Origin of the sequence: Nostoc sp. FACHB-110 (assembly GCF_014697425.1) — a bacterium.
Taxonomy (GTDB): domain Bacteria; phylum Cyanobacteriota; class Cyanobacteriia; order Cyanobacteriales; family Nostocaceae; genus Nostoc_B.
The window spans coordinates 98,213-123,031 of sequence record NZ_JACJRU010000019.1; the positions used below are offsets into that span (position 1 = coordinate 98,213).

Consider the following 24,819-nt stretch of genomic DNA (forward strand, 5'->3'; position numbering starts at 1 on the left):
TATTCACTCACTAAGGCGCTGATTAATTTGTGCTACCTGCGTCACCCACTGCTGACGTTCTCGGTGTTCCATTGCCATAATCTGTTCATACGACCAATGAAAATGATAAGCAAGGTAAGCTACCTCCTCCAGCAGCCGTTCTGTGGGGTAGCAAACTACTCCCCCATCGGTACAGTTTCTACTTCAAACTCTCCCTCACAGTGGGGACAAGCTACCCGCAAACGACTATGACCATTTTGGTTAATCCTCTGATAAAAATCCTGTAAGTAGATTAAATCTCCAGAAAATAACCCCTCGATAATTTTGGTATTAATTTGGTCTAAAGTTCCTAGTTTAATGATTGTTCTCGCTAAGAGAATAATCACCAAATAACCAGGATTTTTCTGCACCCTGGGGTCTCGCATTGGGGCAATTTCATCATAGGCCGTTGACAGCCGCATGATGCCTTCATGATGAGTATTACCTTCTGGGTCAAGGTAGCCTTGAGGTAAGATAAAAGGAAATTCAGTTTGTTGCATTTTTGTTAGTCATTAGTCATTAGTCAACAGTTCTTCTTCCCCATCTCCCTATTTCTGGTTAACCAACAGTAATTCCTTCATGAACTAACTCTAAAGTTTCTATTGCTACTTCATCAGAGGTAGCATTGAAATCTGGTGCATTCCATGTTGTTGGCCAGCTATTTTCTAAGTTCCAACGTATTTTTTCTACTCCTTTGTCATCTGCTAAAATAATTGACACGTTACGCCGATCTGTTTCACCATTTTGTAATTTTTTGTGCCATTCCCATAGTTCTTTATTATCAGTAATTCCCCGTTTGAGTGTGATATTACCATAACTATTCAGACCAGGAATTTGACGTTGAGTTAATGCTTTGTCTGTTCCTTCTCTGTATGTTCCTGGTTTGCGAGTTGCTGTTAAGCCGCTACATTCACGAAAACCAGCATGAACAATACCATCCCATTCTACCCAGAAATTATAGCCACTATAAGGGTCGTGAGGATTAGAAATTGTCGGCATAAAATAATCTCCTGTAACTAATTGGGATTGAATTTAAGTAACTGTAATTCCGCTATTACTTTGCACTAGTAATAGTTGGATAAATTCGCCGGGAACTGTGGGGGATAAACCAATTTCTGCTATGACTTTGCCAATATCCCGATTTTGAGGGGGGTTAGTTTCGGCATCACATTTGACGTAATATGCCTCTTGAGGAGAAGCACCTTGCAATGCACCTTGTTGCCACAAGGATTCGCAATAGACGCTTAGTTCCCTTTGCAATCGCACCCATAAGGGAAAAGCATTGGGTTCAAATACTGTATCGGCTAAGTTCATGTTCACCCAGCGTCCGAATGTGATAAATATGCGTCGTACGTTGACATATTGCCATTCAGGGATGGGGCTGAGGGTACGCACTCCCCACACTCGCATTCCACGCCCTTGAAAGCTACGAATGCAATTGACTCCTCCTCCAGTTGCGAGATTCAACTGTTCTTGTTCTGTAGAAGTGAGGGAGAAACTCAAATCCAATACTCCTGTAAGGGGGATATTGGCTGGTGCGCCATGTACCCCAACTGTGCGATCGCAACTTGCATATATGCCAGCAATATGACCACTAGGGGGAATTGGATGAGGACGAGACTCTACTTTTAGCCAAGGTGCGTATAATGCAGCGTTACGGCTAATAAGTTGTTGGCGTTGTCCGGGGAGTTTTTGTGGATCATTTAAAGCATCCAGTATTGCAAAGCGATCGCCCATACGCTCACAGTGTTGTAAAACTGCTTGCTGCATTGCTATAACTTCTGCATCTGAACGCAGTTGTAAAACTGCTTGCTGCATTGCTATAACTTCTGCATCTGAAGGCAACATGATATCTGGAACACAAACCAAATCGATATCTTCTAAGACTTCGCTCACCTCTAAACCTGCTTTTAGGGCTTTGAAGGTATTCTCAGATAGACCCATCACATAACAAATACGACCTCCATTTTCAAAAAACCCTGTAACTGTATCAGCTAAATATCCCTTGGCACTATCAAAATACTGCTGAAAATGGGTTGCCAAGGTCAGCTTTTTGGGTTGCTTTACTCCTTGTTTGGGCGATGCTAAACCAAAGAATACAGGCACACCCGTCAATAACTCAGGGTCTGGTGTAGGAACGACATATTCCAGTGAAATACCTGGGATGTTTGATTCTCTAGTCTGCATCAGATTCACCATTTCCTATTTGCCAGCACCAGCCCATTGGCTCAGACGGAAAATCACAAATTCTGCGGGTTTAACGACTGCTAAACCAATTTCTGTAACAACTTGTCCCAAATCCCTTACCTCTGGAGGGTTGTTTTCTGCGTCGCATTTCACATAAAAGGCTTCTTCAGGTGTTGTGCCGAACAATGCACCTCTGCGCCATTCCATGACTAAAAATGCACTGATATTGCGGCGGATTTTGGCCCAGAGTTCGGGGGTATTGGGTTCAAACACAGTCCATTGAGTTCCTTTATCAATGGAGTCTCGCAAATAACTGAAGTGGCGGCGAATGTTGACGTATTTAAACTCTGTATTAGCATCACCGCCTAAAGTACGCGCGCCCCAAACGCGGATATTGCCGTTTAACTTGCGAATCACGTTAATACCATCGGGATTAAGACCATCTTGTTTAGCTTTGCTGAGATTATATTTTAAATCTAAGGCCCCCAAAATATTTTCATTAGCTGGGGCTTTGTAGACTCCCCTTTGTCCATCTACCCTGGCATAAACTCCGGCAATATGACCGCTTGGGGGAATATAAATATTGTCGTTGCTGGCTGGGTCAAATACTTGAATCCAGGGGAAGTATAAAGCTGCATAGGTGGAGTTGAAGGGTTTAAGAGTATTGACAACTCCTGTACCACTCAGGTCAACCACTTCTGGACTATCTAGGATAGCAATGCGATCGCCTAATTTTTCGCAATGGTCTTTAATATCATCTCGCAAGGCCAGATTACCTGGAGCCACAACAATACTAATCTCATCAATTGCTTCCAGTGCCTCTAAAACGCCACCAATCTTGTTTTCTCCTGTTACCCAAGTTACATAACAACGAGTTCCCCCATTTCTAAAAAATCCATAAACTGTATGTGCTAGGGTGTTTTGTCCTTGGCTATCGCCAGTAGGTGGTAAAAAGTCGCCAAAGAATTTTTTAAATTCACTAAAGTTAGTAATTAATTTAATTTCCCCTTCTTTAGCAATATTCGGGTCACTGGGAGTTACTGTTACAGGTAATGTAACTTGGTAATATCCGGTAATTTTTGCCCCTGAAGCCACCGCATCTTTAAACTTTATAGTTGCTGATTTGTCAGCATCATTATTAGTGACGGGGTTGGTGTCATCTAAAGCCACAGGAGATCCATCGACGAAGAAACCATAACTTCCTAATGTTGTAACTATGGGGTAATCTCCAGCTATTAATGAATAATTTTTTTGGGTTCCACCTTGACTTGTACCAATCTCCACTGGATTTGTTGAACTACCCACCGATCTAGTTGAGGGAATGCTAGTATTATTTGGTGACCAAACATTTGCTTTAATCGTACCAATAAAAGCCGCAATACTTGTTCCCACCCCGACAATTGGCGCAGAACCGGAAGCTATTTCTTCGACGTAAACACCTGGTGAAAGATAGGTTGGCATTTGATGAACTCCTGGGGTTGATAGGTTGAGAAAATAGAATATTTATTTGGATGGTAGAGCAAAGTTTTGTGAAGAAATCACTTGCCCACGCTGAATTTTTAAAGATTGGGAAACTTGCTGATAACCTGTGGCTGATACAATCACAGTCATTATCCTTTGACCTGATGCGGGTGATTCCAATTCAATTAACAGATATTTACCTTTTTGGTCACTAATGGCACTCTCTCCACTATCGGAGATGTAGATTTTGGCATTGGCGATAAATTTTTTTGGGTCATTGGCATCAGTAATAATACCTTTAATACCCGTAGGTGTAAGCACTATCTCTGCCATCGCTGTAGGCTGTTTGCCATTAACAGGTGCAGATACTTTGGCTGTGGTTGTAACTTTGTGGTAACGAGTCTGACTCTTAGGTAAGGATACTTCAAGAATATATTCTCCAGCGGGTAAATTAGTAAAGTAAAAATAACCATCAATACTGGTCATTTTGCGGTCAGGTCGCTCGCTCATTTTTTCCCATTGCGAACCGTATTGTAGTACTTTTAGGGATAAAATATCACGGAATTTTTCTGGCATTTCGATAATTTCTATTATCGCCCCAGAAATAGGTTTTTCCGTCTCTCCTTGCAAAACCTGACCAGCGATTGCTATTTGTTGGTTAAATATGGATAATTCGAGCATTGCTCCTACTAAATTAAGAGTTGGGTTGATAAATTCCCACAAGTCTCACGTCTTCCCCTGTTTCATCTACAGGAACGGAGATAGTAACAGTACAATGCAAAACTACCTTGGGTCTAGTACCTTCTTTACCTCCCATTGCTTGCCAAAATTCCCCAAAACTTTGTAAGTTACTTGGACGTAAACTAATCAGTCTCAAGGGAATTTCTTGCCCTTCCAAATTATCTGTAACAAAACTTTCAGGAAGTTTGCGATAACGCAGTAACACCTTCATCACTTCTCCTAGAATTTGGTGTTCTGTCTGCACATCCTCTTCATTTTGCGGCCACGCAGTAATGAGATAAGAACAGTCTACTCTAGCAGGAGGACGTTTTCTCTTAGCTTGACCATTACTTTGACGTTCTACTGACCATGCACTATTGCGTAACTCTAGATTCTCTTTTACATCATAAAGAAATAAGTTAATCGCTGGCTTTTGTTTAATTGCTCCTTGATAAGGGGTAACAAAACTGATAAAAACTTTCGTGTCTTTAGAAGGGAGACTGCCTGGAAGTTCTTTTTCAAGCAATAATTCTAAAGTGCTGTCTAAAGCATCTAACATAGCAGAATTACTGTGCTGTTATGCTTTTAATGTCTTACTTGCTTGCTAAAATAGTCAACTACTTTTTACAGTTAGATATTATTAATTACATTTGTTTATATAGTTATCAAACTATTAAAAATAAAAGCTCCAAAAATGAAGCTTTTAAAGACTTCGCTATGTTAAGTAATATTGCAGATATTGTATAAAATTATCTCTGCGTTATTAAATTTCTGAAATTAATGTCTCTAATTCATCTAAAAATGATTAGATCGTTTTGACTCAAAGTTTAACCTCTTTGTTTGGTGTTTAAAAATATGTGTATCAGGGAATGACTTCATTGGCACCATTTTTAGAGATAGGGATAATATTTTTAGTAGCTTACCAAGAAAATTAGGATATATTCGTTAAATACAAACAAATATTTTTTATTAGGATAAAAATAATTAGCTATACTAAAGACGTATTTTAGATTGTGAGAGTTTTTTTGATAAACAATTGTATCAATCTATTTCTATATGCTGCATACTTGCTATATGTTTATAAACTGAAAATAAATATTATCTAATTACCCTACATAACCAAATTACAATTCAAACTTCCAAGTGAAAAGAGGGAAGAGTATTTGCTATGTCAAACTTTGAATGTATTCAGAAAGGAAGTAAAGGCGATCGCGTTCGTCAAATTCAAAGAAGCTTAAATAATTGGAAAGATCCTTTTAAGCCTTCCCAACCCTTAGAGATTGATGGTTTTTTTGGTGATGAAACAGAGAAAGCAGTATGCCAGTTTCAGAAAGACCAAGGTTTGAAAGTAGATGGTATTGTTGGCGAGAAAACTTATAAAGTGCTATCTAACCCACCTCAACCGTTAATATTCAAAGCTTGTGAACCCATTCATTTAAATAGTCGAGGTGAGAGTGTTTGCAAACTACAAGAGGCTTTGCAAGAATGGGGTTTCCCTTTAGCACCTGCTAAACCTCTGAAGATTGATGGTATTTTTGGAACTCTAACACAAGAAGCTTTAGTCCAATTTCAGCAACAAGCAAAACTAACACAGAGCAAGGTTTTTGATTCTGAAACGTCTAAGCTTCTTTGTCAACCTTCAGTTACTGTGCTAATTGATAAGTTTAATCAGGAAAATATTAGTCAGGATATGAGGAGACTAATTCTTTCTCAATTACCTACTCCCATAACACCAGATGATGTTTTTATACAGGATTTGGAAAAGCTCGATCTATATAAATTGCAGAATATTCTGGATGAAGACAGTCATAGTGATAATAGCGAAATTAGAGAGCTTGCTACTGAACTTTTAGAAAAAATACAACAAAGTCAACAGCCACAACATCCTGAAAAGGTAGTTAAAGCCCTTGTCCCTAAAATACAACCAATGAATGTAGGAAAAATTCCAAAAATATTAATAGATCCATTTGAATTTTGGCCGTATTTGCAAAAATTTATAAACAGGCATAAAAAATCTAGAAGCAGATAATCTATAAAGTTACTTACTTACTTACTTACTTACTTATTTATTTAACATACTTATTAAAAATCTATGCCTAAAGATTTTAAATATAAAAATCTCCGAGGGCAATCCTTTCGCGGACAAGATTTAGTAAATGCGGATTTTAGCGGTGCCGATCTACGAGGAGTAAATTTCACCAACGCTATTCTTGCTGGAGCAACATTCAAACAGGTGCTATCGGGATTAACTTACTCTCGGACTATATTTCTAGGATTTGGTTTGTTACTTCTGTCTTTCCTGAGTGCATGTATTTTAGTATTGGTTGGTACTTTTGTCGCTTTAGGAATTCAAACAAAAGACCCTATTGTAAATTATCAAGTCCTTACTGTAACTGTTATATGGTTAATTATCTTTCTCCTACTTACGATTTATCGAGGCTTAGGAAAAGCTTTAGGAGCTTCTGCAATAGCGATCGGAGCAACATTAGCTACTATACTACCTATATTTATAGGTTTATCAGATAAATGTAGGGACGCTATACAAAACGCTATAGAAATAATACTGGCATCTTTGGCTATTGCCTTCGTCAATGTAGGGGTAACTATTGTAGCAGTTACAGGAGCTACAGCCATAATGTTAGCTGGAAATTTTGGGCAGGGTATTGTGGGAATGATGGCTGTATTAACAACTACACTTGCGCTTTTGGTAGGCTCTAAGAACCCTTTTTCAACAAATAATGTGTTTGCATCAAGCATAGCGTTTGGCGTGACGATCACACTGATTACACTCAGTTATTACATCGGCTGGCGGGCGATCGCAGGTGATAAGAAATATGCAATCATTCGTAGCATTGCCATTACTATATGTAGCCTGGGAGGAACCAGCTTTCGCGGGGCAAATTTATCTGATGCAGATTTCACTTCGGCTACTCTCAAACATACTGATCTGCGCGGTGCAATTCTCACTCGTACCTGTTGGTTTCAGGCTAAGTATTTGACTGAAGCACGAACGGAAGGAACTTATTTAGAAAATGAACCAATCCGCAAACTTGTGGTAACAAAAACAGGTGTTGACCAAAGTTTTAATCAGATGGATTTGCGAGGATTGAATTTACAGGGAGCAAACTTAGTCGATGCCAGCTTTATTGGTGCTAAACTCAGCGAATCAACTTTACGAGAAGCTGATCTATCTAGAGCCAATTTGGTACAGGCACAATTCTACTATGCAGATTTAACAGCCGTCTGTTTGACTGGTGCAATCATTCAAAACTGGAGTATTTCCACAGATACCAAATTGGAGGCGGTGAAATGCGAATACATTTATATGCAATTGCCTACCAAAACCGATCCCGATCCTTGTCGCAAACCAGACAACCGCAATGAGGTTTTTCAGGAGGGAGACTTTGCTGACTTTATTGCGCCAATTATTAAAACCTTAGATTTATATCATACTCAAAATGTCGATCTGCGAATCTTGGGACATACATTTAAAACCCTTGATTTGTACCATCATAACGGTATCGACCCCAGTGCAGTAGCGATCGCTCTCAAACATCTGGCTGAAAAGTATCCAGAGGCGGGATTGGAACTCATTGCCCTGGAAGGACGAGGTGAGGAAAAAATGCGACTGCAAGCCAGAGTTACAGGAACAGCAGATCGTTCTCAATTGAGTCAAGAATATTTTATGCAGTATCAGGAAATTTCATCCTTGCCTTATCCTGATCTACAGTCGTTACTAGCCGGAATAGCTGAGAAAGATGAGCGCATTCACAGTCTGGAGCAAATGGTGATGAGTGCGATCACTGGGGATAAATTTTATGTAGAAACTTATTATAATTTGGGGGAAACCATGTCTGAACAACATTCAATTAGTATTAATTCTGGTGGCGGTAATGTTAGCGGTGTGATGAGCGGACAAATTGCAGATGTCAGTGGGGTATTAAATTTGGGTGCCATTGGTGGTGATGTCAGCAATACTATTGATCAACTCTCCTCAGTTTCAGAACCTGACAAACCAAGTTTAAAGGAACTTTTAGCGCAACTACAAAAGGCAATTGAAGCCGAACCGAATTTGTCATCGGAGGACAAAGCAGAGGCTCTAGAACAATTGAAAACACTAGCAGAAGCGGGAAAAAATCCACATGATAGCACCTTGCAAAGAGCCGCCAAAACTGCTTTGAAAATTTTGAAAGGGACGATCTCAGGTTTATCGGAAGTTGCCGAACTCGTACCCCAATGTGCTAAATTACTGCCTGCGATAGCCAGCCTCCTGAGCCTTAGTTAATCCAAAGTTCTTAAAAATTAACCATTCAGTCAAGCATTTTTTACTACTAGTTAACACTATAAACATTAATATATAGCTAACTAGTAGTAAAAAACAAAAGGTCAATTTTTCAATGGTTTTGAGATTTCATTCTGTTAAGTAATATTACGCAGATTTGTTGACATTATCTCTGCGTTTTTAATTTTCGGCAATTAATTTCTCCACTTCATCTAAAAGCTGGTTGATTTTTTGTTGGTTTTGAGATTTGATAGCACTACGTTTTTGGCGTAGGAGCTTATTAATCTCATTTAACCTTTCAGTTACAGCATTGTGTGATTGTAAGTGTGATTCCGATTTAAGCTTTTTAACTCTAGCTTTGATTTCGCTCAAAGAAAGATTTTCTGCGATCGCTGTTTTGAGTAATTCAGTGCGCTGTTGTTCAGATTTAACTCGTGCGATCGCTTGGGCTTTCGTGTACTCGATTTCACCTTGTCGCAGAGATGAGAGAATTTCTTCCGGTAGTTTCAGTAAGGGAAGCCGACTAGAACGGAAACTAGCTGCATTGAATTTTCCGATCATTAGAAGTATTGAATCAATCTGGTCTAATTTAATTAGATCGCTTTGATTCAGCGATAAGTTTCTTTGTTTGGCGTTGAAAGATCGGTGTAATAAAGAAATGACTTCATTAGGACTCACTTTTAGAGATAGCGATAGTAATTCTAATATGGCTTCAGTTTCTTCAACTGGATTGAGTTCTTCCCGTTGCAAATTCTCCATCAGAGCAATTTGTAGAGCTTGCTGATCATCTAGCTCTAGGGAAATAATAGGAACTTCAAATAATCCTACAGTACGTGCAGCTCTGATTCTTCTTTCCCCAGCAATTAATTCATATTTACCGTGAGGAAGTGGACGAACTAGCACTGGTTCTAAAATGCCGTGTTCTTTCACCGATTCTACAAGTTGAGCCAACTTTGTCGGATCAAAGTAACGCCGTGGTTGTTTTAGCGATAATTCAATCAGATCAATTGCAACTGTAATAGGGCATTGTGAAGGGAAGCCAATATAGTTATTAAATCTATCTGATGATGCTGTCCAATTTGACGGTTCTGATAGTGTCAGCATAAATTTTGCCCATTAAGCTTAAATTGAAGAAGAATACATCCATCAGAACAAGAAAGTGGGAGAGATTTAAACTCGCCACTAATTATTCGTATGGAGACGTTACTGAAAGGTAAAGTCCCAAGTCTTCTCCACGAGATACAGCGCAAAGAATTTAGTGTGGTGTTTCATGGCTATTCACCGCTTGCGTCACCCAAATTTGTTTGGGTAATCCTCACCCTTTAAGAGCAAGATTAGTAATCTTTTATACTTGCTATACATAAACAAGCTACGTCCAGCAATTACACAGAATTGAATTAGAAAATTCTGGCTCCTGATTTCTGAATTCTGTTTTGATAAAGCAAATATTTTGATCAGCTTCCTTGAAGCTGGCTAAATCTGCTTCTAACGTTAAATTAAAGGATAAATATGAGGAATTTGTGAGGTAGCACCCAAGAACAAACTCCCAGCAAACTCCGAAAGCATCAACAGCATCCCACCAACGCAAATGTTCTTTACCAACACTCTTTACCTTTACATTTTCTTAAAAAATCTCATACAACATAAGCAGATATTTACGGAATTAATTAAATGAACCAACAAACAATTTATCCGTCAGCAGAAGAACGTAACCCAGGTACTTATAATCTAACAATCTATGAGTTGAAGATTCACGGTAAAGAAACGCCAGATCGAAATGACTATATTCAAGCTTTTGAATTTATACCAGATTTTGTTCTTAAGACGAAAGGAATTTTAAGCTCAGAGCTAAATGAAGGAACTTTTGGTGTATTACTCAAATCTCATCGAGATGCTTTTAAAGCTATCAATCAGTGGATAATTCACTTTGATAAAACCGCCAATGATAGCCTTACCCCAGATCCACCAGAGCTACATTTTAGCTGGGAATTTGACTACAAAACCCATGCTCTACAATCTTGGGCTTTACTAAATCTCTGTGAAGAAATTCTAAAGAGAGATTTATTCGGCTGGAAAAAGGAAATACCATCTCTTTCATCTGCTCAACTTTGGGTTAGCTATGAGTGTGAGCAATTAGAAAAGACTTTTAAAACAACCGGAATATTAGACACAAGCTCTCGAAAAGGAAAACAATCTTCCTGTGATGCAATGTTAAAGCAAATCAACACAGACTTCAATTCTCTGCTTTCACGAAGATTTAAATCTGCTTCTAAATTTCAAGCAAATCAAATTCAATCTTGGGATTCCACTGAGGATGCTATCAGAGTGCATGCTGAAAAAATTGCACAACAAGACATTCAGTTCAGTTCTATTTACTCCCAATACATCAAGATTCGGAAACAGACTCTCAGAAGCATTCGTAATAATCCCAATCTACAGTTTGCTGCTCTAGAAACAGACGGCTCTCTATTTGTTGGTGGAAAGGGTAAACGGGGAAAAAGTCAAAAAGGGTTTTGTAAAGAAAAGTAACAAATAGCCAAAAAGATGCACAGAAGATGAAATTCAAATTCTGCTTTGAGAAACTTATTTCAGAGCAGAATTTTTTTAGGAGATGAAATCAAAGAGAAAATACTAGTTATTCTTTCTTTATTTTATTCATAATTAGCAGACTGAATAAATTGTAAAAGAGTAATTTCACTATTAAATAATCCAATAAATTGGCTAGCTTTTGTGCATAGCCACTGCCTGCTAGGTATGCACAAAAAACTGTTAACATTTTCATATTAATTAGTCGCAAATATAAATACTGGCTACTAAATAAATATATTGAATTAGCAAGGAGCAAAATGATAGTTGAATTAGAAAAAAACAGAATAATTGTCGGTTATGCTAGAGTTTCTTCTCGTGAACAAGCTGTTGACTCTCAGGCTTTGGAACAACAGATTGCAAGACTCAAAGCAGCCGGAGCAACAGAAATTTTTCAAGATATTCAATCTGGAAGTAAGAATAACAGACCTGCGTTGAAAGAATTAATGACATCAATCAGCGAAGGAAAGATCCATGAAGTCATCATCACTAGAATTGATAGAATCGCAAGGTCTTTACCAAAGCTGCGAGAATGTATAGAAATTTTTGCCAATCGTAGAGTTGATCTCCGAGTTTTAGACCAAGAAATTGATTTTACGACATCCCAAGGTAAATTAATGGTTAATTTATTAGGCTCTCTTGCCGAATGGGAAACTGACCTTTTATCAGAACGAGTGCGTCATGGTAAACAGTACCGCCGTAATAAACAAGTAGCTAATGAATCTTATCCTTGGGGTTATAAAATTGTTAACGATAAATATCACTTAAATGAGAGTCCATTCCTCTGTCTAATATCTAATAGACCATCTACTTATCTAGAACTTTATTATGAAACAGATTTAACTAAACTAAATGCTTTAACAGTTAAAGAGATTGCCAGAGATTGTATTGATATTTTTTTCAATGTTAAAGGAGCTACAAGGGCTTTAAAAGTCATATTTCAAAAATATGGCTTGGCTAAAATTAATTACCGAAGAAATGGTAGCGATGGTAAATTTCATTGGACAGTTACAGGATTTATTTGGTGGTTAAGTAATCCTGTGTTATGTGGACATACTGCCTATCTGCAACGAATTAATCTAGGGAAAGGTAAACGAAAGAAGAATCAACGCGAAAATTGGGAATTGGTCTATAATACGCATTCAGAACATAAGCTGATTACTGATGAAGAAGCTTTAGAAATTCAGCGAATACTTAAGTTTAATCACAAGAAAGGGCCGATTACAAATCCAGAACTCAATGAGACTAACTCATATCGAGAGTATGCTTATCAAAGCGGGCTTGTTTTCTGTGCTGAATGTGGTTCTAAATGCATTACTAAAAGTGCCAAACGTAAGCATGGGGGCATGTATTATTATTTTGCCTGTAGATATACAGGAATGGGATGTGAAAATATAACATCTACCCGGAAACAAAATATTGAAGATGCTCTAATTAGGACTTTAGTACAACGTTCTCAAACTATCACAAGTGAGTTAGAACCATCTCCCCTACCACCAGAAAAGTCAGAGAAATTAAAGGAATTAGAATCAAGGCTAGATGCTCTTGAAAAAATTCCTGGTTTTGATCCCGACATGGAAAATCTCAAGAATAAGATTCGTAAGCAGATCACAGAGGAAATTAATCCTTTTATCTCTGATTCTATTGTGGATAAGAGTACGGAAGAAATTATTCGTGTTGGTAATAATTTAGCAATCTGGCACACACTTTGTCCGGATGATAAGGTGAAAGTTTTTCAGCAAATTGTCCATAAAATCACTGTCCATAACGGAAAAGTTAAAGAAGTTATTCTGAAAATTTAAGGTTTATCCTCATTGAGACTTATGAATACTCAAAAGATTTTTGATCTAAATAAACTTAGATGTGAAGTTGCCATGCAACAGGCTCTACAGGAATGGCAACCACAGCCTCAAACTTATGGTCTTGATTGTCCTAAATGTAATTCCACTCAGCTTGTGAAAATGGGTAGGTATAATGGCAAACAAAAGTATTTATGTAATGATTGCGATCGCATTTTTCAAGAAAGACCAAGGCTTAAATGTGAATGTTTAATCCCAGGTCATCAGTCAAATTGTCAGTCTTGTCCTCAGTTCCAAGAATTTTTAGCCCTAGTTAAGCAAAAAATGGATGAATTGCGTATCTTAAGCTTTCAAGAGTTACAAAATCTCAAATCTTCTTTGGCTGAAACACTTGATTAATTATTTTTATTGTAGTATTATTTATTACTAAGTAATTAAAAGTCGCTGCATAACACTGAATCCTCCAAAAATCTTTCAGAGTCTCCGAAGATTGAAGATTATTGCAAGACAACTTCCTTTATACACAGAAGCTGTCAAATTATTCTATTCCAACTAGTTCATTTTCTTTGCCAGTGCTTTAGTTTGGGTATCCAAACTACTGTTTAAGGTTTTTCTCTCAATAAAAATTATTTTTAGCAACTGGCTTGTCATGAACAAAAAAATTTTTAACTTTCGCTATCCTCATATTAGCTAACAATGGTGCTTATGGCTTACGAATCTTGGTCACAAGTTGTAATTCGCACAGTTTTAGAATGGGAAAAACGTAAAGCCGAGCTACAATCTACCTCGGCTATTCCAGAACAAAAAACAAAGTCCAAAAACAAAACTGCTTAGTAACGATACTCAATGGCTGTAACGAAGTGGCCATCTACAAATATTTTTTTTACACAGCCATTGAGTATTAATCGTTTATCTTGACCTTTCAATCCTTGCCAGTAACTTTTATTAGCAAAAGCCTGTATAATTCGTTCTTTAGCAATTAGAGATTCTTTAGCTGTATTATGTGTTGTTCCAAGCGCGATCGCAATTTGTTCTTTGAGGTCATTTTTGATTTGTTCTATCGCTAAACTTGGTGGTAAGGTTTCCAATGTATTCAGCGATGCACGCAGGGTTTTGACTTCTGCGGGTTCCTCTATTGGTAATGGTTCATCTGTTTCTACTAAATTCGCTAACCGTTCGGCTTCTTGTGCTAAAAAATCTACTACTTGGATATCTAATACTTTTGATGAAATCATATTTTTATTGCTACAGTTGCCAGCTTTATACAAACGGCACTGATAATAATAAATGGCTTCACCATCTTTATTTACCCTTTTTGCATGGCGCGTCATCGAACCTCCGCAATGAGCGCATTTGATTAAATTAGCAAATGGGTTTACTTCTTTATCTTCTCTAGAAGCCCAGCGATTATTGCGATTTTCTCTAATAATCTGTTTGACTCGTTCGTGTTCTTCGTAGGTAATTATTGCCTGATCATCATGAGTTCCCCATTTTACTTTCCACTCGTCAAAGTTTTTGCGTTTCCCCTTTGATTTAACGTAAGTATCATAAGGTAAACCCCCAGCATAAACAGGGTTGACTAATAATGCCTTTAAACCTGCGATCGACCATCTCAACCCAGACCAAGGATAACGCAAGGGATGGTTAGTTTTATGTGGTGTAAATACAATTTTATCTAAGTCATCATCACTAACAATCCGTGAAGATGTTTCTGGTTTGTTCAAATCAAAAGCTTTTGTTTCTATACCGAAATCTGCGTGCAACTTCCGCACAGTCGCCGCCACTGAACCACACTCAAAGAAAGTATTAAAAATATACCTCGCTACATCAGATACAGTTAATTCTCTGCGTCCTTCTAACAAACAAACGCATGGAGAGCGATCGCAGATATATTTATCTTTGTCGATACGATATCCTAATGGGGCAACTCGGTGACTTTTGCCTTGGTTCACCCGATGACGACGTTCACTTTTTAATCTCTCTGTCACCATTCTGACCTCAAATTTGGCAGCCGCCAGCAACATATCTATGGTTAATTCTCCACCCAAGCTATCGGGGTCTACTCCTTGGTCTAAGGCTATGAGTTTAATTCCTTTGGAACGCAGCACCTCCAACAATGAATAAAACAACCGCGATGATGAACCAATCCGGTCAATGCGGGTAAATTGCAGAGATTTAACTTTACCCTTGGGCGATGTCTTCAAATCATTAATTAATTGTTGCAGACCTTCCCTGACTTCCGTTGTCCGCGATTGAATATCCCAATATACTTTGGAACATCCTACACCACGCAAGCGTTCTATTTGTTTACGCAACGCACCTTTATCTGTTTGCTGTTCTTCACCACTAACTCTGGCATAACCCCAACTTTCCATAACAACGCATAGATACGACTTTCAATTATATTAGATAGCAAATACTTCTAGTCTCAGCAGTTCTCTGAACAAATTCAAAAGCATCAGGGTGAAATCCTAGGGGTATAAATAATGAGCGTCATTTATCTAGATAATAATGCGACTACTAAGGTAGACCCACAGGTTTTAGAGGCAATGATGCCTTATTTAACCGAATATTATGCCAACCCCTCAAGTATGCACACCTTTGGCGGTCAACTGGCTAAAGCAGTGAGAACAGCCAGAGAACAACTAGCCGCCCTCCTCGGTGCAGATGAATCAGAAATTGTTTTTACCAGTTGTGGAACCGAGGGAGATAACGCAGCCATTCGCGCCGCTTTGTTAGCCCAGCCCGAAAAGCGCCACATCATCACCACCCAAGTAGAACATCCGGCGGTGCTGAATGTCTGCAAACAATTAGAAACCCAAGGTTATAGTGTTACTTATCTTTCGGTGAATAGTCAGGGGCAGTTGGATCTAGATGAACTAGAAGCCTCCCTGACAGGGAATACTGCCTTGGTCAGCATCATGTATGCTAACAACGAAACAGGTACGATTTTCCCGATTGAGCAGATTGGATTGCGCGTCAAAGAACGCGGCGCACTGTTCCACGTCGATGCAGTGCAAGCAGTGGGTAAGATTCCCCTGAATATGAAGACCAGCACAGTAGATATGTTAACTATGTCTGGTCACAAAATTCACGCACCCAAAGGGATTGGCGCGTTGTATGTGCGCCGGGGCGTGAGATTCCGTCCCCTGTTGATTGGTGGACACCAAGAACGCGGTCGCCGCGCGGGTACAGAGAATGTTCCAGGTATCGTTGGTTTAGGAAAAGCAGCCGAGTTGGAATTGCTGCATATAGAAGAAGCAACTGCGAGAGAAAGAAAGTTGCGCGATCGCCTGGAACAAACTCTCCTTGCTAAAATACCTGACTGTGAAGTTAACGGCGATATCAAAAATAGATTGCCCAACACCACCAACATCGGTTTTAAATATATCGAAGGTGAAGCAATCCTACTTTTGTTAAATAAACACAATATCTGTGCCTCATCTGGTTCCGCTTGCACCTCTGGTTCACTCGAACCATCCCACGTTCTCCGGGCAATGGGTTTACCATACACCACTTTGCATGGTTCCATTCGCTTCAGCCTTTGTCGCTACACCACCGACGCTGAAATCGATCGCGTCATTGAAGTCATGCCCGAAATTGTAGAACGTCTCCGCGCTCTGTCGCCATTCAAAAACGACGACGCAGGTTGGTTGCAATCTCAAGAACAAACACTGGCACATCGATAAATAAGGAGTAAGGAAGGATGAAGGTTAAAGTCTGAAAGAATACTAAATTTCATACTTCATCCTTCATACTTCATACTTTCCACTCAGCACTCAGCACTCAGCACTTAAAATATGTGGGACTACACAGATAAAGTATTAGAACTGTTTTACGATCCCAAAAATCAGGGAGTCATCGAAGAAACGGGTGAACCTGGAGTTAAGGTTGCAACGGGAGAAGTAGGAAGTATTGCCTGCGGTGATGCTTTAAGACTCCACCTGAAAGTAGAAGTAGAATCTGATAAGATTCTGGATGCACGCTTTCAAACCTTTGGCTGTACCAGTGCGATCGCTTCTTCGAGTGCGTTGACAGAAATGGTTAAGGGTTTGACTTTAGATGAAGCCTTGAAGGTATCTAATAAAGATATTGCCAATTACCTCGGCGGCTTACCCGAAGCCAAAATGCACTGCTCAGTTATGGGTCAAGAAGCCCTAGAAGCCGCAATTTATAACTATCGTGGCATTCCTTTGGCTGCCCATGACGACGATGACGAAGGCGTGTTAATTTGCTCCTGCTTTGGTATCACTGATACAAAAATTCGCCGCGTAGTGAAAGAAAATAACCTTACGACTGCGGAGCAGGTAACAAATTATGTCAAAGCTGGTGGCGGATGCGGTTCCTGTTTAACAAAAATTGATGATATTATTAAAGATGTAGAGCAGGAAGTCGCCACAGCCAGTAAAAACAGCATTAACGGCATAAAAGCTCCAGAAATTCTTAAATCAGGTCAAATAGCCACAGCCACAAGACCACTAACAAACGTTCAAAAGATTGCCTTAATTCAAAAAGTTCTCGACGAAGAAGTCAGACCCGTCCTGATTGCAGACGGCGGAGATGTAGAACTGTACGACATCGAAGGAAACACCGTTAAAGTCATCCTCAAAGGTGCTTGTGATTCTTGTCCCAGCAGCACCGCCACCTTAAAGATAGCGATTGAATCCAGACTGCGCGATCGCATCAGCAAAGACATTGTAGTAGAAGCAGTCTAATTAACAGTTGACAGTTAACAGTGAACAGTTAACAGTCAACAACCAAAAGAACTTTCACAACTTCATAACCAACTAAATGTACATTATGCTAACGCGATTTTCGGTAGAGCGATCGCCACCGGCGGCGTTCTACAACCACTCACAGCCATAGCTCAACAGGCGTGAGATTCTCAAACAAAAACAAAGACCCACTAACCAACCAATTGTAGGAAAAGAGAACCATGACTGACGAAAGAATCAGACAGATAGCTTTCTATGGTAAAGGCGGTATCGGTAAATCTACCACCTCCCAAAACACCCTGGCAGCTATGGCAGAAATGGGTCAACGCATCATGATCGTAGGATGCGACCCTAAAGCAGACTCCACCCGTTTGATGCTCCATGCCAAAGCTCAAACCACCGTATTACACTTGGCTGCTGAACGCGGTGCAGTAGAAGACCTCGAACTCGAAGAAGTAATGCTCACCGGTTTCCGTGGTGTTCGTTGCGTAGAATCTGGTGGCCCAGAACCCGGTGTAGGTTGCGCTGGTCGTGGTATCATCACCGCTATTAACTTCTTAGAAGAAAACGGCGCTTACCAAGACCTAGACTTCGTATCCTACGACGTATTGGGTGACGTTGTGTGCGGTGGTTTCGCTATGCCTATCCGTGAAGGTAAAGCACAAGAAATCTACATCGTTACCTCTGGTGAAATGATGGCGATGTACGCTGCAAACAACATCGCTCGTGGTATTTTGAAATACGCTCACTCCGGTGGTGTACGCTTAGGTGGTTTGATTTGTAACAGCCGTAAAGTTGACCGTGAAGCTGAACTGATCGAAAACTTGGCTGAACGTTTGAACACCCAAATGATTCACTTCGTACCTCGTGACAACATCGTTCAACACGCTGAATTGCGTCGGATGACCGTTAACGAGTACGCACCTGACAGCATTCAAGGTAACGAATACCGTGCATTAGCTAAGAAGATCATCAACAACGACAAGCTCACCATTCCTACACCAATCGAAATGGATGAACTAGAAGCACTGTTGATCGAATACGGTATTCTCGATGACGATTCTAAGCACGCAGAAATCATTGGTAAGCCCGCAGAAGCTACCAAGTAAGTAATTCCCTAATTAGGAGTCAAGGAAAGATATGAAGTATGAAGTGTGAAGTATGAAAATTCCCTTCATTCAGCTTTAGCCTTCAGCCTTCATTCTTCTCCTCTCCCTTTTTTCCCTCCATTTCCCCATCTTTAACTGTTACCGAGACAGACTATGACACCTCCAGAAAACCAAAATCTTGTAGATGAAAATAAGGAACTAATTAAAGAAGTCCTTAAAGCCTACCCCGAAAAAGCTCGCAAAAAACGCGAAAAACACCTCAACGTCCACGAAGAAAGCAAATCTGATTGCGGCGTTAAGTCTAACATCAAATCCATTCCTGGTGTAATGACCGCCCGTGGTTGTGCTTACGCAGGTTCTAAAGGTGTGGTTTGGGGCCCTATTAAGGACATGATCCACATCAGCCACGGCCCCGTAGGTTGCGGTTACTGGTCTTGGTCTGGTCGTCGTAACTACTATGTAGGTGTAACAGGTATCAACTCTTTCGGTACCATGCACTTCACCTCCGACTTCCAAGAACGCGACATCGTATTTGGTGGTGACAAAAAACTAACCAAAATTATCGAAGAGCTAGAAGTTCTCTTCCCCTTGAACCGTGGTATCTCCATTCAATCTGAATGTCCCATCGGTCTAATCGGGGATGACATCGAAGCTGTAGCTAAAAAAGCTTCTAAGCAAATTGGTAAGCCAGTTGTACCCCTACGTTGCGAAGGTTTCCGTGGTGTATCTCAGTCTTTAGGCCACCACATCGCTAACGACGCTATCCGTGACTGGATTTTCCCTGAATTTGACAAGGCTAAGAAAAACAATACTCTCGACTTCGAGCCAAGCCCATACGACGTAGCATTAATCGGTGACTACAACATCGGTGGTGATGCTTGGGCAAGCCGGATGTTATTAGAAGAAATGGGCTTGCGTGTTGTAGCTCAGTGGTCTGGTGACGGTACACTCAACGAGTTGATTCAAGGCCCTGCTGCTAAATTAGTTCTCATCCACTGCTACCGTTCTATGAACTACATCTGCCGTAGTTTGGAAGAACAATACGGTATGCCTTGGATGGAATTCAACTTCTTCGGCCCCACCAAGATTGCTGCATCTTTACGCGAAATCGCCGCTAAATTTGACTCTAAGATTCAAGAAAACGCTGAGAAAGTCATCGCTAAGTACACACCAGTGATGAATTCGGTACTTGAAAAGTATCGTCCTCGCTTGGAAGGTAACACCGTAATGTTGTACGTAGGTGGTCTACGTCCTCGCCACGTTGTTCCCGCTTTTGAAGATTTGGGTATCAAAGTTGTCGGTACAGGCTACGAATTCGCTCACAACGACGACTACAAACGTACCACCCACTATATCGATAACGCCACCATCATTTACGATGACGTTACCGCCTACGAATTCGAGGAATTCGTTAAAGCTAAGAAGCCTGACCTAATCGCTTCTGGTATTAAAGAGAAGTACGCCTTCCAAAAGATGGGTCTACCCTTCCGTCAAATGCACTCTTGGGATTACTCCGAACTTGGCGACGGGATGCAGATATGAGGTAATGTAAGTTTTTTTGGTGATGGGAGAAAAATGAGTCTATTTTTAGCCTAAATGCGCGTTTTAGGGTGATGTGGGAACGATATGTTTTTGCTACTTGAGACAGTATAACTCTTGTGGGGTATGGTTTTTGGGTTGTGGTTAATTTTTGGTTAGATGAAATCTGTAAATTAAAAGACTATTTTAATTAGCATTATTTTAGATTAATTGGGGGGCGGTTGGGCGATCGCTTTCACTCAACAAGATGATCAAGAAAGCGATCGCACTAACTACTCTTATTTACCTGACGCTCGAACAAATACTTTTTTTGCCGTTGCTCCACAGCTATTCACAAATATGCCATCAAATGTGCCTCCAACAACACCCCCTACTAGAGGCAGCATTTTCATAATATTGATTACACCTTTCTCACCAGCCTTAGTAATTAGCCGGAAACCAATTTTTTTATTGATTTCAATCAAAACTTTACCCGGTATTTGCTTGATTAAATTTTGGCATACCTTTGTGCCAATAGTGATACCTGCGGTTTTTAGAATCTCTTCACCAGCTTCACCGATTAGACATAAAAGTACCATTGTTCTCACTTGTTCAGAGTGGATATCATATCCTCTAAGATGAGCTATTGCGGCGGCCGTGTTTGCTCCAAGGGCGTAGGATGCTGCTAAACCTGCCGGAATAGTAATAGGCATTGCTGCAATCCCCCCCAATCCAGTGATAAAACCTGTGCCAGCAGCATACGTAGTTCGCCATGCAATAACTGAATTAATAGCATCTTCAACACTAGCATTTTTGCTCAAGTGATCTGTTGCAACTTTCTCCGCAGGTGGTAGAATCCCCAACCCATTAATTCCAGCATCAGCTATCCATTTAAGAGTTGCTTTTATGGCATTGCTGTTATTATCGCCTGCGTTAGCTGAAACCATAGAATTTAATTCGTAAATATCTAATCTTTTCTATCTCAAGCTTTTGTCATATAACCACCGCAATATCTCTATATCTCTGTAAATTTCAAATAATTTCTTCGTGCATAAATACTAAACATTTTACTCAGTGCAAAAAGAACAGCAAGCTTCAAGTACCCACGACAGGTGAAATTTTACGTATTTAGCTAATTGCTTCATCATTCTTCGTCATTTTGCGGTCTATTAACTCTAATGGTGTAACTAGTGTGGAAACGTCTTTTCAAAATGAAGCTTTGTTAAGTTGCTGTTGAGGATTTTGGTTTGACTTCAAACTCAAATTGGGAACGGTAAAAACAAACGTCAAACTCAAGAAAAAAGTTGGTTTGTCCGAGAATTAGTGGTACATTTTGGCTACGCACCCATGCAAATACTAACTTGACTACTGGAAAGTCTGCAATTTCAGCAGATGCAGATAAAGGTATTGCTGGCTGATTACTAAGATTTCCTGCTAGTTGAATAATAGCTTGGCGATCATTCCAAGCAACACCCAATTGAAGACCTAATTCGTAGGGTAAAACATTAACGGTAGCTCCACTATCTACTAAGCCAATTGTCTCAATGCTTTGATCACCTCGTCGTAAAACAAGTGGTATTCTCGGTAGACTATCAAACTCGTTTTGTGTTGGGCTAAGAGTTGAATACTTAAATCGCATACACTATTAATGTTCTACATCGGATTGCTTAAGCGTATCCATCAAAACTGCACCAGCCCCAAAGCTATTATATGGGGTGGGTAATTCGTAAGTTTTGAAAGGTTCTAATGGCGATATATCCTCAGCTACGTCCAAATCCTCTGCTAGAATCCGAATTAGTTTAAGTTTTTCTATTGCGGAAAGTTGCCGAATCGCAGGAAGTATCTCACCTAAGGTCATAATCTCTACCTCTACAGCTTACTCAATAGTAACTGGATTTGCCCGACAGGCGATCGCAGATTCAATCAAGCAACTAACTACTCACTACTGAATTGCTGAACAATTGTCTGCACAATTGCCAAAATTGCCCCTATGTTATCCAAATAATATCTCTGCTGATCAACAAAAGCTATGTTTTGCGAAAGTTGAAGAAATTGCCATACTTCACCTGTTGTTACACATCCATACACAGGCTTTTCTGCTTGGTTAGATGAACGATTAAATAAATCTGCGGCTACCATTTGGGCGATACATTGTCCTAACCCAGCTTCAACATCATTTTTCTTAGCTTCTACAATGGTGATGATTGGCGATCTTAGAGGTGGTAAAGGTGGAGCTAATGCGAGAATAAAATCACATTCTCCTATCAAACCTTGGCTTGGATCAACATCCAGCCTTTGTCCAGAAAAAATAGCTAACCTATCTTGGCTGATATCACGGCAGGCTAGTAGAATTGGTGCAATAATAAACTCACTCCGAGCTTTTTCACTAATCAAAAATAATTGAGTTCGCTTTTTGAGAGTTTCATCCAACCAAGCAGGTATAGGAAGAGGTACAAGCTGGGGAAACAAATCAGCTTCTTGAGTGGTGATTCCCAGAACAGCAGCAGCCTTTTCTAAAGTAAAGTCACTGTAAGCCATAGTTTTGCAGTGCTTTGATTGTATGATGATATATGCCCTAGCGTAGCTTATCGGAGGTATCGCTACTGCAAACAACAAGTCTTAAATCGCTAAACTGAATCTAGACTTGTAAATAAAATTAGTAATTATGCCTTATAGCCAGTTTACAACTATCAGTAAAGTTAAAGAAGCTTTCGGATTAAAAACCCAGGAGGGTGGACGATTTATTCCCCCAACTGAACCAATAGAAGCGTCTCCTACACTTACTGCATATCTTGAAGAAAGTCTACCACTTGCTGCTTCTGCTAGTGAAAAAGCGCGTTCTGAGGGGATTATTTACCCGGTATTATTAGAAGTCAGACGCATATTAAGCCGTCAAATTAGCTTATTTTCTGGAGAAGATTTTACAGTTGATGAGGCAGTTGGACTTAATGGAATGTGTGATTTTCTTTTAAGTAAATCGCCCGAAGTGCTAGAAATTGAAGCGCCTGTAGTTGTGATTGTAGAAGCCAAAAAAGCAGACTTAAGAACTGGATTCGGGCAATGTATTGCAGAGATGGTTGCAGCACAAAGATTCAATGTTGCAAAAAATCGTCCGATTTCGGTTATTTATGGTTCGATTAGTAATGGTACGCAATGGCGATTTTTGAAGTTAGAAGAGAATCTTGTGACTATCGACTTGATGGATTATCCTCTCCCGCCTGTGGAAGAAATTCTAGGAATTTTAGTATGGATGGTGAAAAATAGTTAATTGATTTGTGGGAATTTTAATAAAAGTGAGTGCGATCGCTAATTTACCTAACCACTTCTCAACAGGAACATATACACCATAAGGTGCTGAATCTCCCACTACAATACAAACTTGACAATTATCTGTTGTAACTCGACGCAGAGCATAAAATACATTTGCCATATCAGCAAAGTAAGCAGCAATCATTGTATGATATGCCTTGTTTCCACCCTTAGTTGCTCGAACAGCTTCTAACTCTTTACAAACAGGTATTAGTTCATCTTTGATTGGTTCAATAACAGATTCAGCTATCAAAGCATCTAAGCTAAGTTTTTCTTTAGAAACGTGTTGTGAACTTGAGTGGATTAAAAATTTACGGACTGTCTCATGTAAATCTCCCCAAGAATTAACTTCACCCCAAAAAGTCATTTCGAGACGTGTTGCATCTGCATAATCATAATTATTTGCATAGGGTGGAGAGGTAATAACTAAATCAATTACATTATCTGGAATACCTGCTAAATTTCTCGCATCTCCTTGAATCAAGTTAGCTCGGCTAACTTTAGCAAGAGACTGCATATAAAGCATATCTTCTCGCATCAGAGACATTTGCTTATCTAGTGCTTCAAAAGGTTCACAAATTTTGACTTTTCGTTTATTTGGGAGAATGTATTGCCATTGTGCTGTACCTACATGGCTGGATGAGCGTAAAATAGCGCAAATTGCTAAAAAGATTAGAGATTGCAAATCTTCAGATAAGTTTGGAGTAATTTCTAGATATGCTTGCTTAATTTTCAAGAGGTTGAACAGTGTTTCCTGCGTGTAACACTTGCTTAATAAACCAGGAATATTTTCAGGTAATTTTAGTGTTAAATTTGTTGCACACTCTGTAATTTCATTTATGGCTGCTACAAAATCATAGCTATCTACATTCCATGACAGCTTTCCTTTAGCCAGTCGATATACAAAAGGATGTGCTTCAACACCGTAAGAATTAATGCCCAATTGATCAGCAACGATACAAGCAGTACCGGAGCCTGCAAATGGATCAAGAATAGTTTGCGGTTCTAATACCAATTAAAAATGAAGCTGCATATAATGGAGAAAAGCAAACTTGGTAAGTTAACCCAACCATGAGCCGTCCATTTAAAATTGCGATCGCCGAGAGTGAAGAGGA

At 39.6% G+C, this 24,819-nt stretch carries 24 protein-coding genes and 1 pseudogene; 11 read left to right on the forward strand and 14 right to left on the reverse strand.

Annotated elements, in window-relative coordinates:
* Positions 1 to 3: 3 nt before the first annotated feature.
* The 7 genes and pseudogenes from H6G69_RS34690 to H6G69_RS18415 all read right to left on the reverse strand — a co-directional run.
* Positions 4 to 138, reverse strand: a pseudogene (locus tag H6G69_RS34690) (DUF6760 family protein); the annotation flags it as partial.
* A gap of 17 nt (positions 139 to 155) precedes the next feature.
* A complete protein-coding gene (locus H6G69_RS18390) occupies positions 156 to 518 on the reverse strand; it encodes a phage tail assembly protein (RefSeq protein WP_190690331.1) in 363 nt (120 codons plus the stop codon).
* 58 nt (positions 519 to 576) lie between these two features.
* Positions 577 to 1,017 carry a phage tail protein gene (locus tag H6G69_RS18395; RefSeq protein ID WP_190690334.1) on the reverse strand — a complete coding sequence of 147 codons (441 nt, stop codon included), beginning with the start codon at positions 1,015 to 1,017 and terminating at the stop codon, positions 577 to 579.
* 33 nt (positions 1,018 to 1,050) lie between these two features.
* Positions 1,051 to 2,217 (reverse strand): phage tail sheath subtilisin-like domain-containing protein, encoded by a 1,167-nt coding sequence (locus tag H6G69_RS18400; RefSeq protein WP_242072103.1) that lies wholly within the window; start codon positions 2,215 to 2,217, stop codon positions 1,051 to 1,053.
* Between the two features lie 3 nt (positions 2,218 to 2,220).
* A complete protein-coding gene (locus H6G69_RS18405; RefSeq protein WP_190690340.1) occupies positions 2,221 to 3,666 on the reverse strand; it encodes a phage tail sheath subtilisin-like domain-containing protein in 1,446 nt (481 codons plus the stop codon).
* A 42-nt stretch (positions 3,667 to 3,708) separates the two neighbouring features.
* Positions 3,709 to 4,347 (reverse strand): carboxypeptidase regulatory-like domain-containing protein, encoded by a 639-nt coding sequence (locus H6G69_RS18410; protein WP_190690343.1) that lies wholly within the window; start codon positions 4,345 to 4,347, stop codon positions 3,709 to 3,711.
* Positions 4,348 to 4,360: 13 nt separating this feature from the next.
* Entirely contained in the window at positions 4,361 to 4,945 is a 585-nt protein-coding gene (locus H6G69_RS18415) for a DUF4255 domain-containing protein (protein ID WP_190690346.1), read from the reverse strand.
* 609 nt (positions 4,946 to 5,554) lie between these two features.
* Here H6G69_RS18415 and H6G69_RS18420 point away from each other — a divergent pair.
* Both H6G69_RS18420 and H6G69_RS18425 read left to right on the forward strand, forming a co-directional pair.
* Positions 5,555 to 6,415: a peptidoglycan-binding protein gene (locus H6G69_RS18420; RefSeq protein ID WP_190690349.1), complete on the forward strand. Its 861-nt coding sequence runs from the start codon at positions 5,555 to 5,557 to the stop codon at positions 6,413 to 6,415.
* A gap of 63 nt (positions 6,416 to 6,478) precedes the next feature.
* Positions 6,479 to 8,671, forward strand: a complete 2,193-nt coding sequence (locus H6G69_RS18425; RefSeq protein ID WP_190690352.1) for a pentapeptide repeat-containing protein — start codon at positions 6,479 to 6,481, stop codon at positions 8,669 to 8,671.
* Between the two features lie 177 nt (positions 8,672 to 8,848).
* On the opposite strand, the gene H6G69_RS18430 is transcribed toward H6G69_RS18425, so the two are convergent.
* Positions 8,849 to 9,772 (reverse strand): ParB/RepB/Spo0J family partition protein, encoded by a 924-nt coding sequence (locus tag H6G69_RS18430; RefSeq protein ID WP_190690355.1) that lies wholly within the window; start codon positions 9,770 to 9,772, stop codon positions 8,849 to 8,851.
* 567 nt (positions 9,773 to 10,339) lie between these two features.
* Between H6G69_RS18430 and H6G69_RS18435 the strand changes: the two genes are divergently transcribed.
* The 4 genes from H6G69_RS18435 to H6G69_RS34405 all read left to right on the forward strand — a co-directional run bounded on the left by H6G69_RS18435 (position 10,340) and on the right by H6G69_RS34405 (position 13,887).
* Complete coding sequence (locus H6G69_RS18435; RefSeq protein ID WP_190690357.1) at positions 10,340 to 11,197, forward strand: hypothetical protein; 858 nt, start codon at positions 10,340 to 10,342, stop codon at positions 11,195 to 11,197.
* Between the two features lie 317 nt (positions 11,198 to 11,514).
* Entirely contained in the window at positions 11,515 to 13,056 is a 1,542-nt protein-coding gene (xisF, locus tag H6G69_RS18440; protein ID WP_190690360.1) for a fdxN element excision recombinase XisF, read from the forward strand.
* A gap of 72 nt (positions 13,057 to 13,128) precedes the next feature.
* Positions 13,129 to 13,452, forward strand: a complete 324-nt coding sequence (locus H6G69_RS18445; protein ID WP_242072104.1) for a hypothetical protein — start codon at positions 13,129 to 13,131, stop codon at positions 13,450 to 13,452.
* 306 nt (positions 13,453 to 13,758) lie between these two features.
* Positions 13,759 to 13,887, forward strand: coding sequence for a hypothetical protein (locus H6G69_RS34405; protein WP_277883411.1), 129 nt, complete (start codon positions 13,759 to 13,761; stop codon positions 13,885 to 13,887).
* Here H6G69_RS34405 and xisF (H6G69_RS18450) read toward each other — a convergent pair.
* Entirely contained in the window at positions 13,884 to 15,428 is a 1,545-nt protein-coding gene (gene xisF / locus H6G69_RS18450) for a fdxN element excision recombinase XisF (protein ID WP_190690366.1), read from the reverse strand. The genes H6G69_RS34405 and xisF (H6G69_RS18450) overlap by 4 nt on opposite strands.
* Positions 15,429 to 15,539: 111 nt before the next feature.
* Between xisF (H6G69_RS18450) and nifS the strand changes: the two genes are divergently transcribed.
* From nifS to nifD, 4 genes are all read left to right on the forward strand, one after another.
* Positions 15,540 to 16,742, forward strand: a complete 1,203-nt coding sequence (gene nifS / locus H6G69_RS18455) for a cysteine desulfurase NifS (RefSeq protein ID WP_190690369.1) — start codon at positions 15,540 to 15,542, stop codon at positions 16,740 to 16,742.
* A gap of 111 nt (positions 16,743 to 16,853) precedes the next feature.
* Positions 16,854 to 17,768, forward strand: a complete 915-nt coding sequence (gene nifU / locus H6G69_RS18460) for a Fe-S cluster assembly protein NifU (protein WP_190690372.1) — start codon at positions 16,854 to 16,856, stop codon at positions 17,766 to 17,768.
* 221 nt (positions 17,769 to 17,989) lie between these two features.
* Positions 17,990 to 18,877, forward strand: coding sequence for a nitrogenase iron protein (gene nifH, locus H6G69_RS18465; RefSeq protein ID WP_190589864.1), 888 nt, complete (start codon positions 17,990 to 17,992; stop codon positions 18,875 to 18,877).
* A gap of 153 nt (positions 18,878 to 19,030) precedes the next feature.
* Positions 19,031 to 20,419 (forward strand): nitrogenase molybdenum-iron protein alpha chain, encoded by a 1,389-nt coding sequence (nifD, locus tag H6G69_RS18470; protein ID WP_190690374.1) that lies wholly within the window; start codon positions 19,031 to 19,033, stop codon positions 20,417 to 20,419.
* Between the two features lie 275 nt (positions 20,420 to 20,694).
* Here nifD and H6G69_RS18475 read toward each other — a convergent pair whose 3' ends face one another.
* The 4 genes from H6G69_RS18475 to H6G69_RS18490 all read right to left on the reverse strand — a co-directional run bounded on the left by H6G69_RS18475 (position 20,695) and on the right by H6G69_RS18490 (position 22,933).
* On the reverse strand, positions 20,695 to 21,342 hold the full coding sequence (locus tag H6G69_RS18475) for an EcsC family protein (RefSeq protein WP_190690377.1): 648 nt from the start codon (positions 21,340 to 21,342) through the stop codon (positions 20,695 to 20,697).
* Between the two features lie 275 nt (positions 21,343 to 21,617).
* Positions 21,618 to 22,034, reverse strand: a complete 417-nt coding sequence (locus H6G69_RS18480) for a hypothetical protein (protein ID WP_190690380.1) — start codon at positions 22,032 to 22,034, stop codon at positions 21,618 to 21,620.
* 6 nt (positions 22,035 to 22,040) lie between these two features.
* Positions 22,041 to 22,253 carry a hypothetical protein gene (locus H6G69_RS18485; RefSeq protein ID WP_190690383.1) on the reverse strand — a complete coding sequence of 71 codons (213 nt, stop codon included), beginning with the start codon at positions 22,251 to 22,253 and terminating at the stop codon, positions 22,041 to 22,043.
* Positions 22,254 to 22,330: 77 nt separating this feature from the next.
* Complete coding sequence (locus H6G69_RS18490) at positions 22,331 to 22,933, reverse strand: hypothetical protein (RefSeq protein WP_190690386.1); 603 nt, start codon at positions 22,931 to 22,933, stop codon at positions 22,331 to 22,333.
* A 127-nt stretch (positions 22,934 to 23,060) separates the two neighbouring features.
* On the opposite strand from H6G69_RS18490, the gene H6G69_RS18495 reads away from it, so the two are divergent.
* A complete protein-coding gene (locus H6G69_RS18495; RefSeq protein ID WP_190690389.1) occupies positions 23,061 to 23,663 on the forward strand; it encodes a hypothetical protein in 603 nt (200 codons plus the stop codon).
* Here H6G69_RS18495 and H6G69_RS18500 read toward each other — a convergent pair.
* Positions 23,637 to 24,719 carry a DNA methyltransferase gene (locus H6G69_RS18500; RefSeq protein ID WP_242072105.1) on the reverse strand — a complete coding sequence of 361 codons (1,083 nt, stop codon included), beginning with the start codon at positions 24,717 to 24,719 and terminating at the stop codon, positions 23,637 to 23,639. The genes H6G69_RS18495 and H6G69_RS18500 overlap by 27 nt on opposite strands.
* Between the last annotated feature and the right edge of the window lie 100 nt (positions 24,720 to 24,819).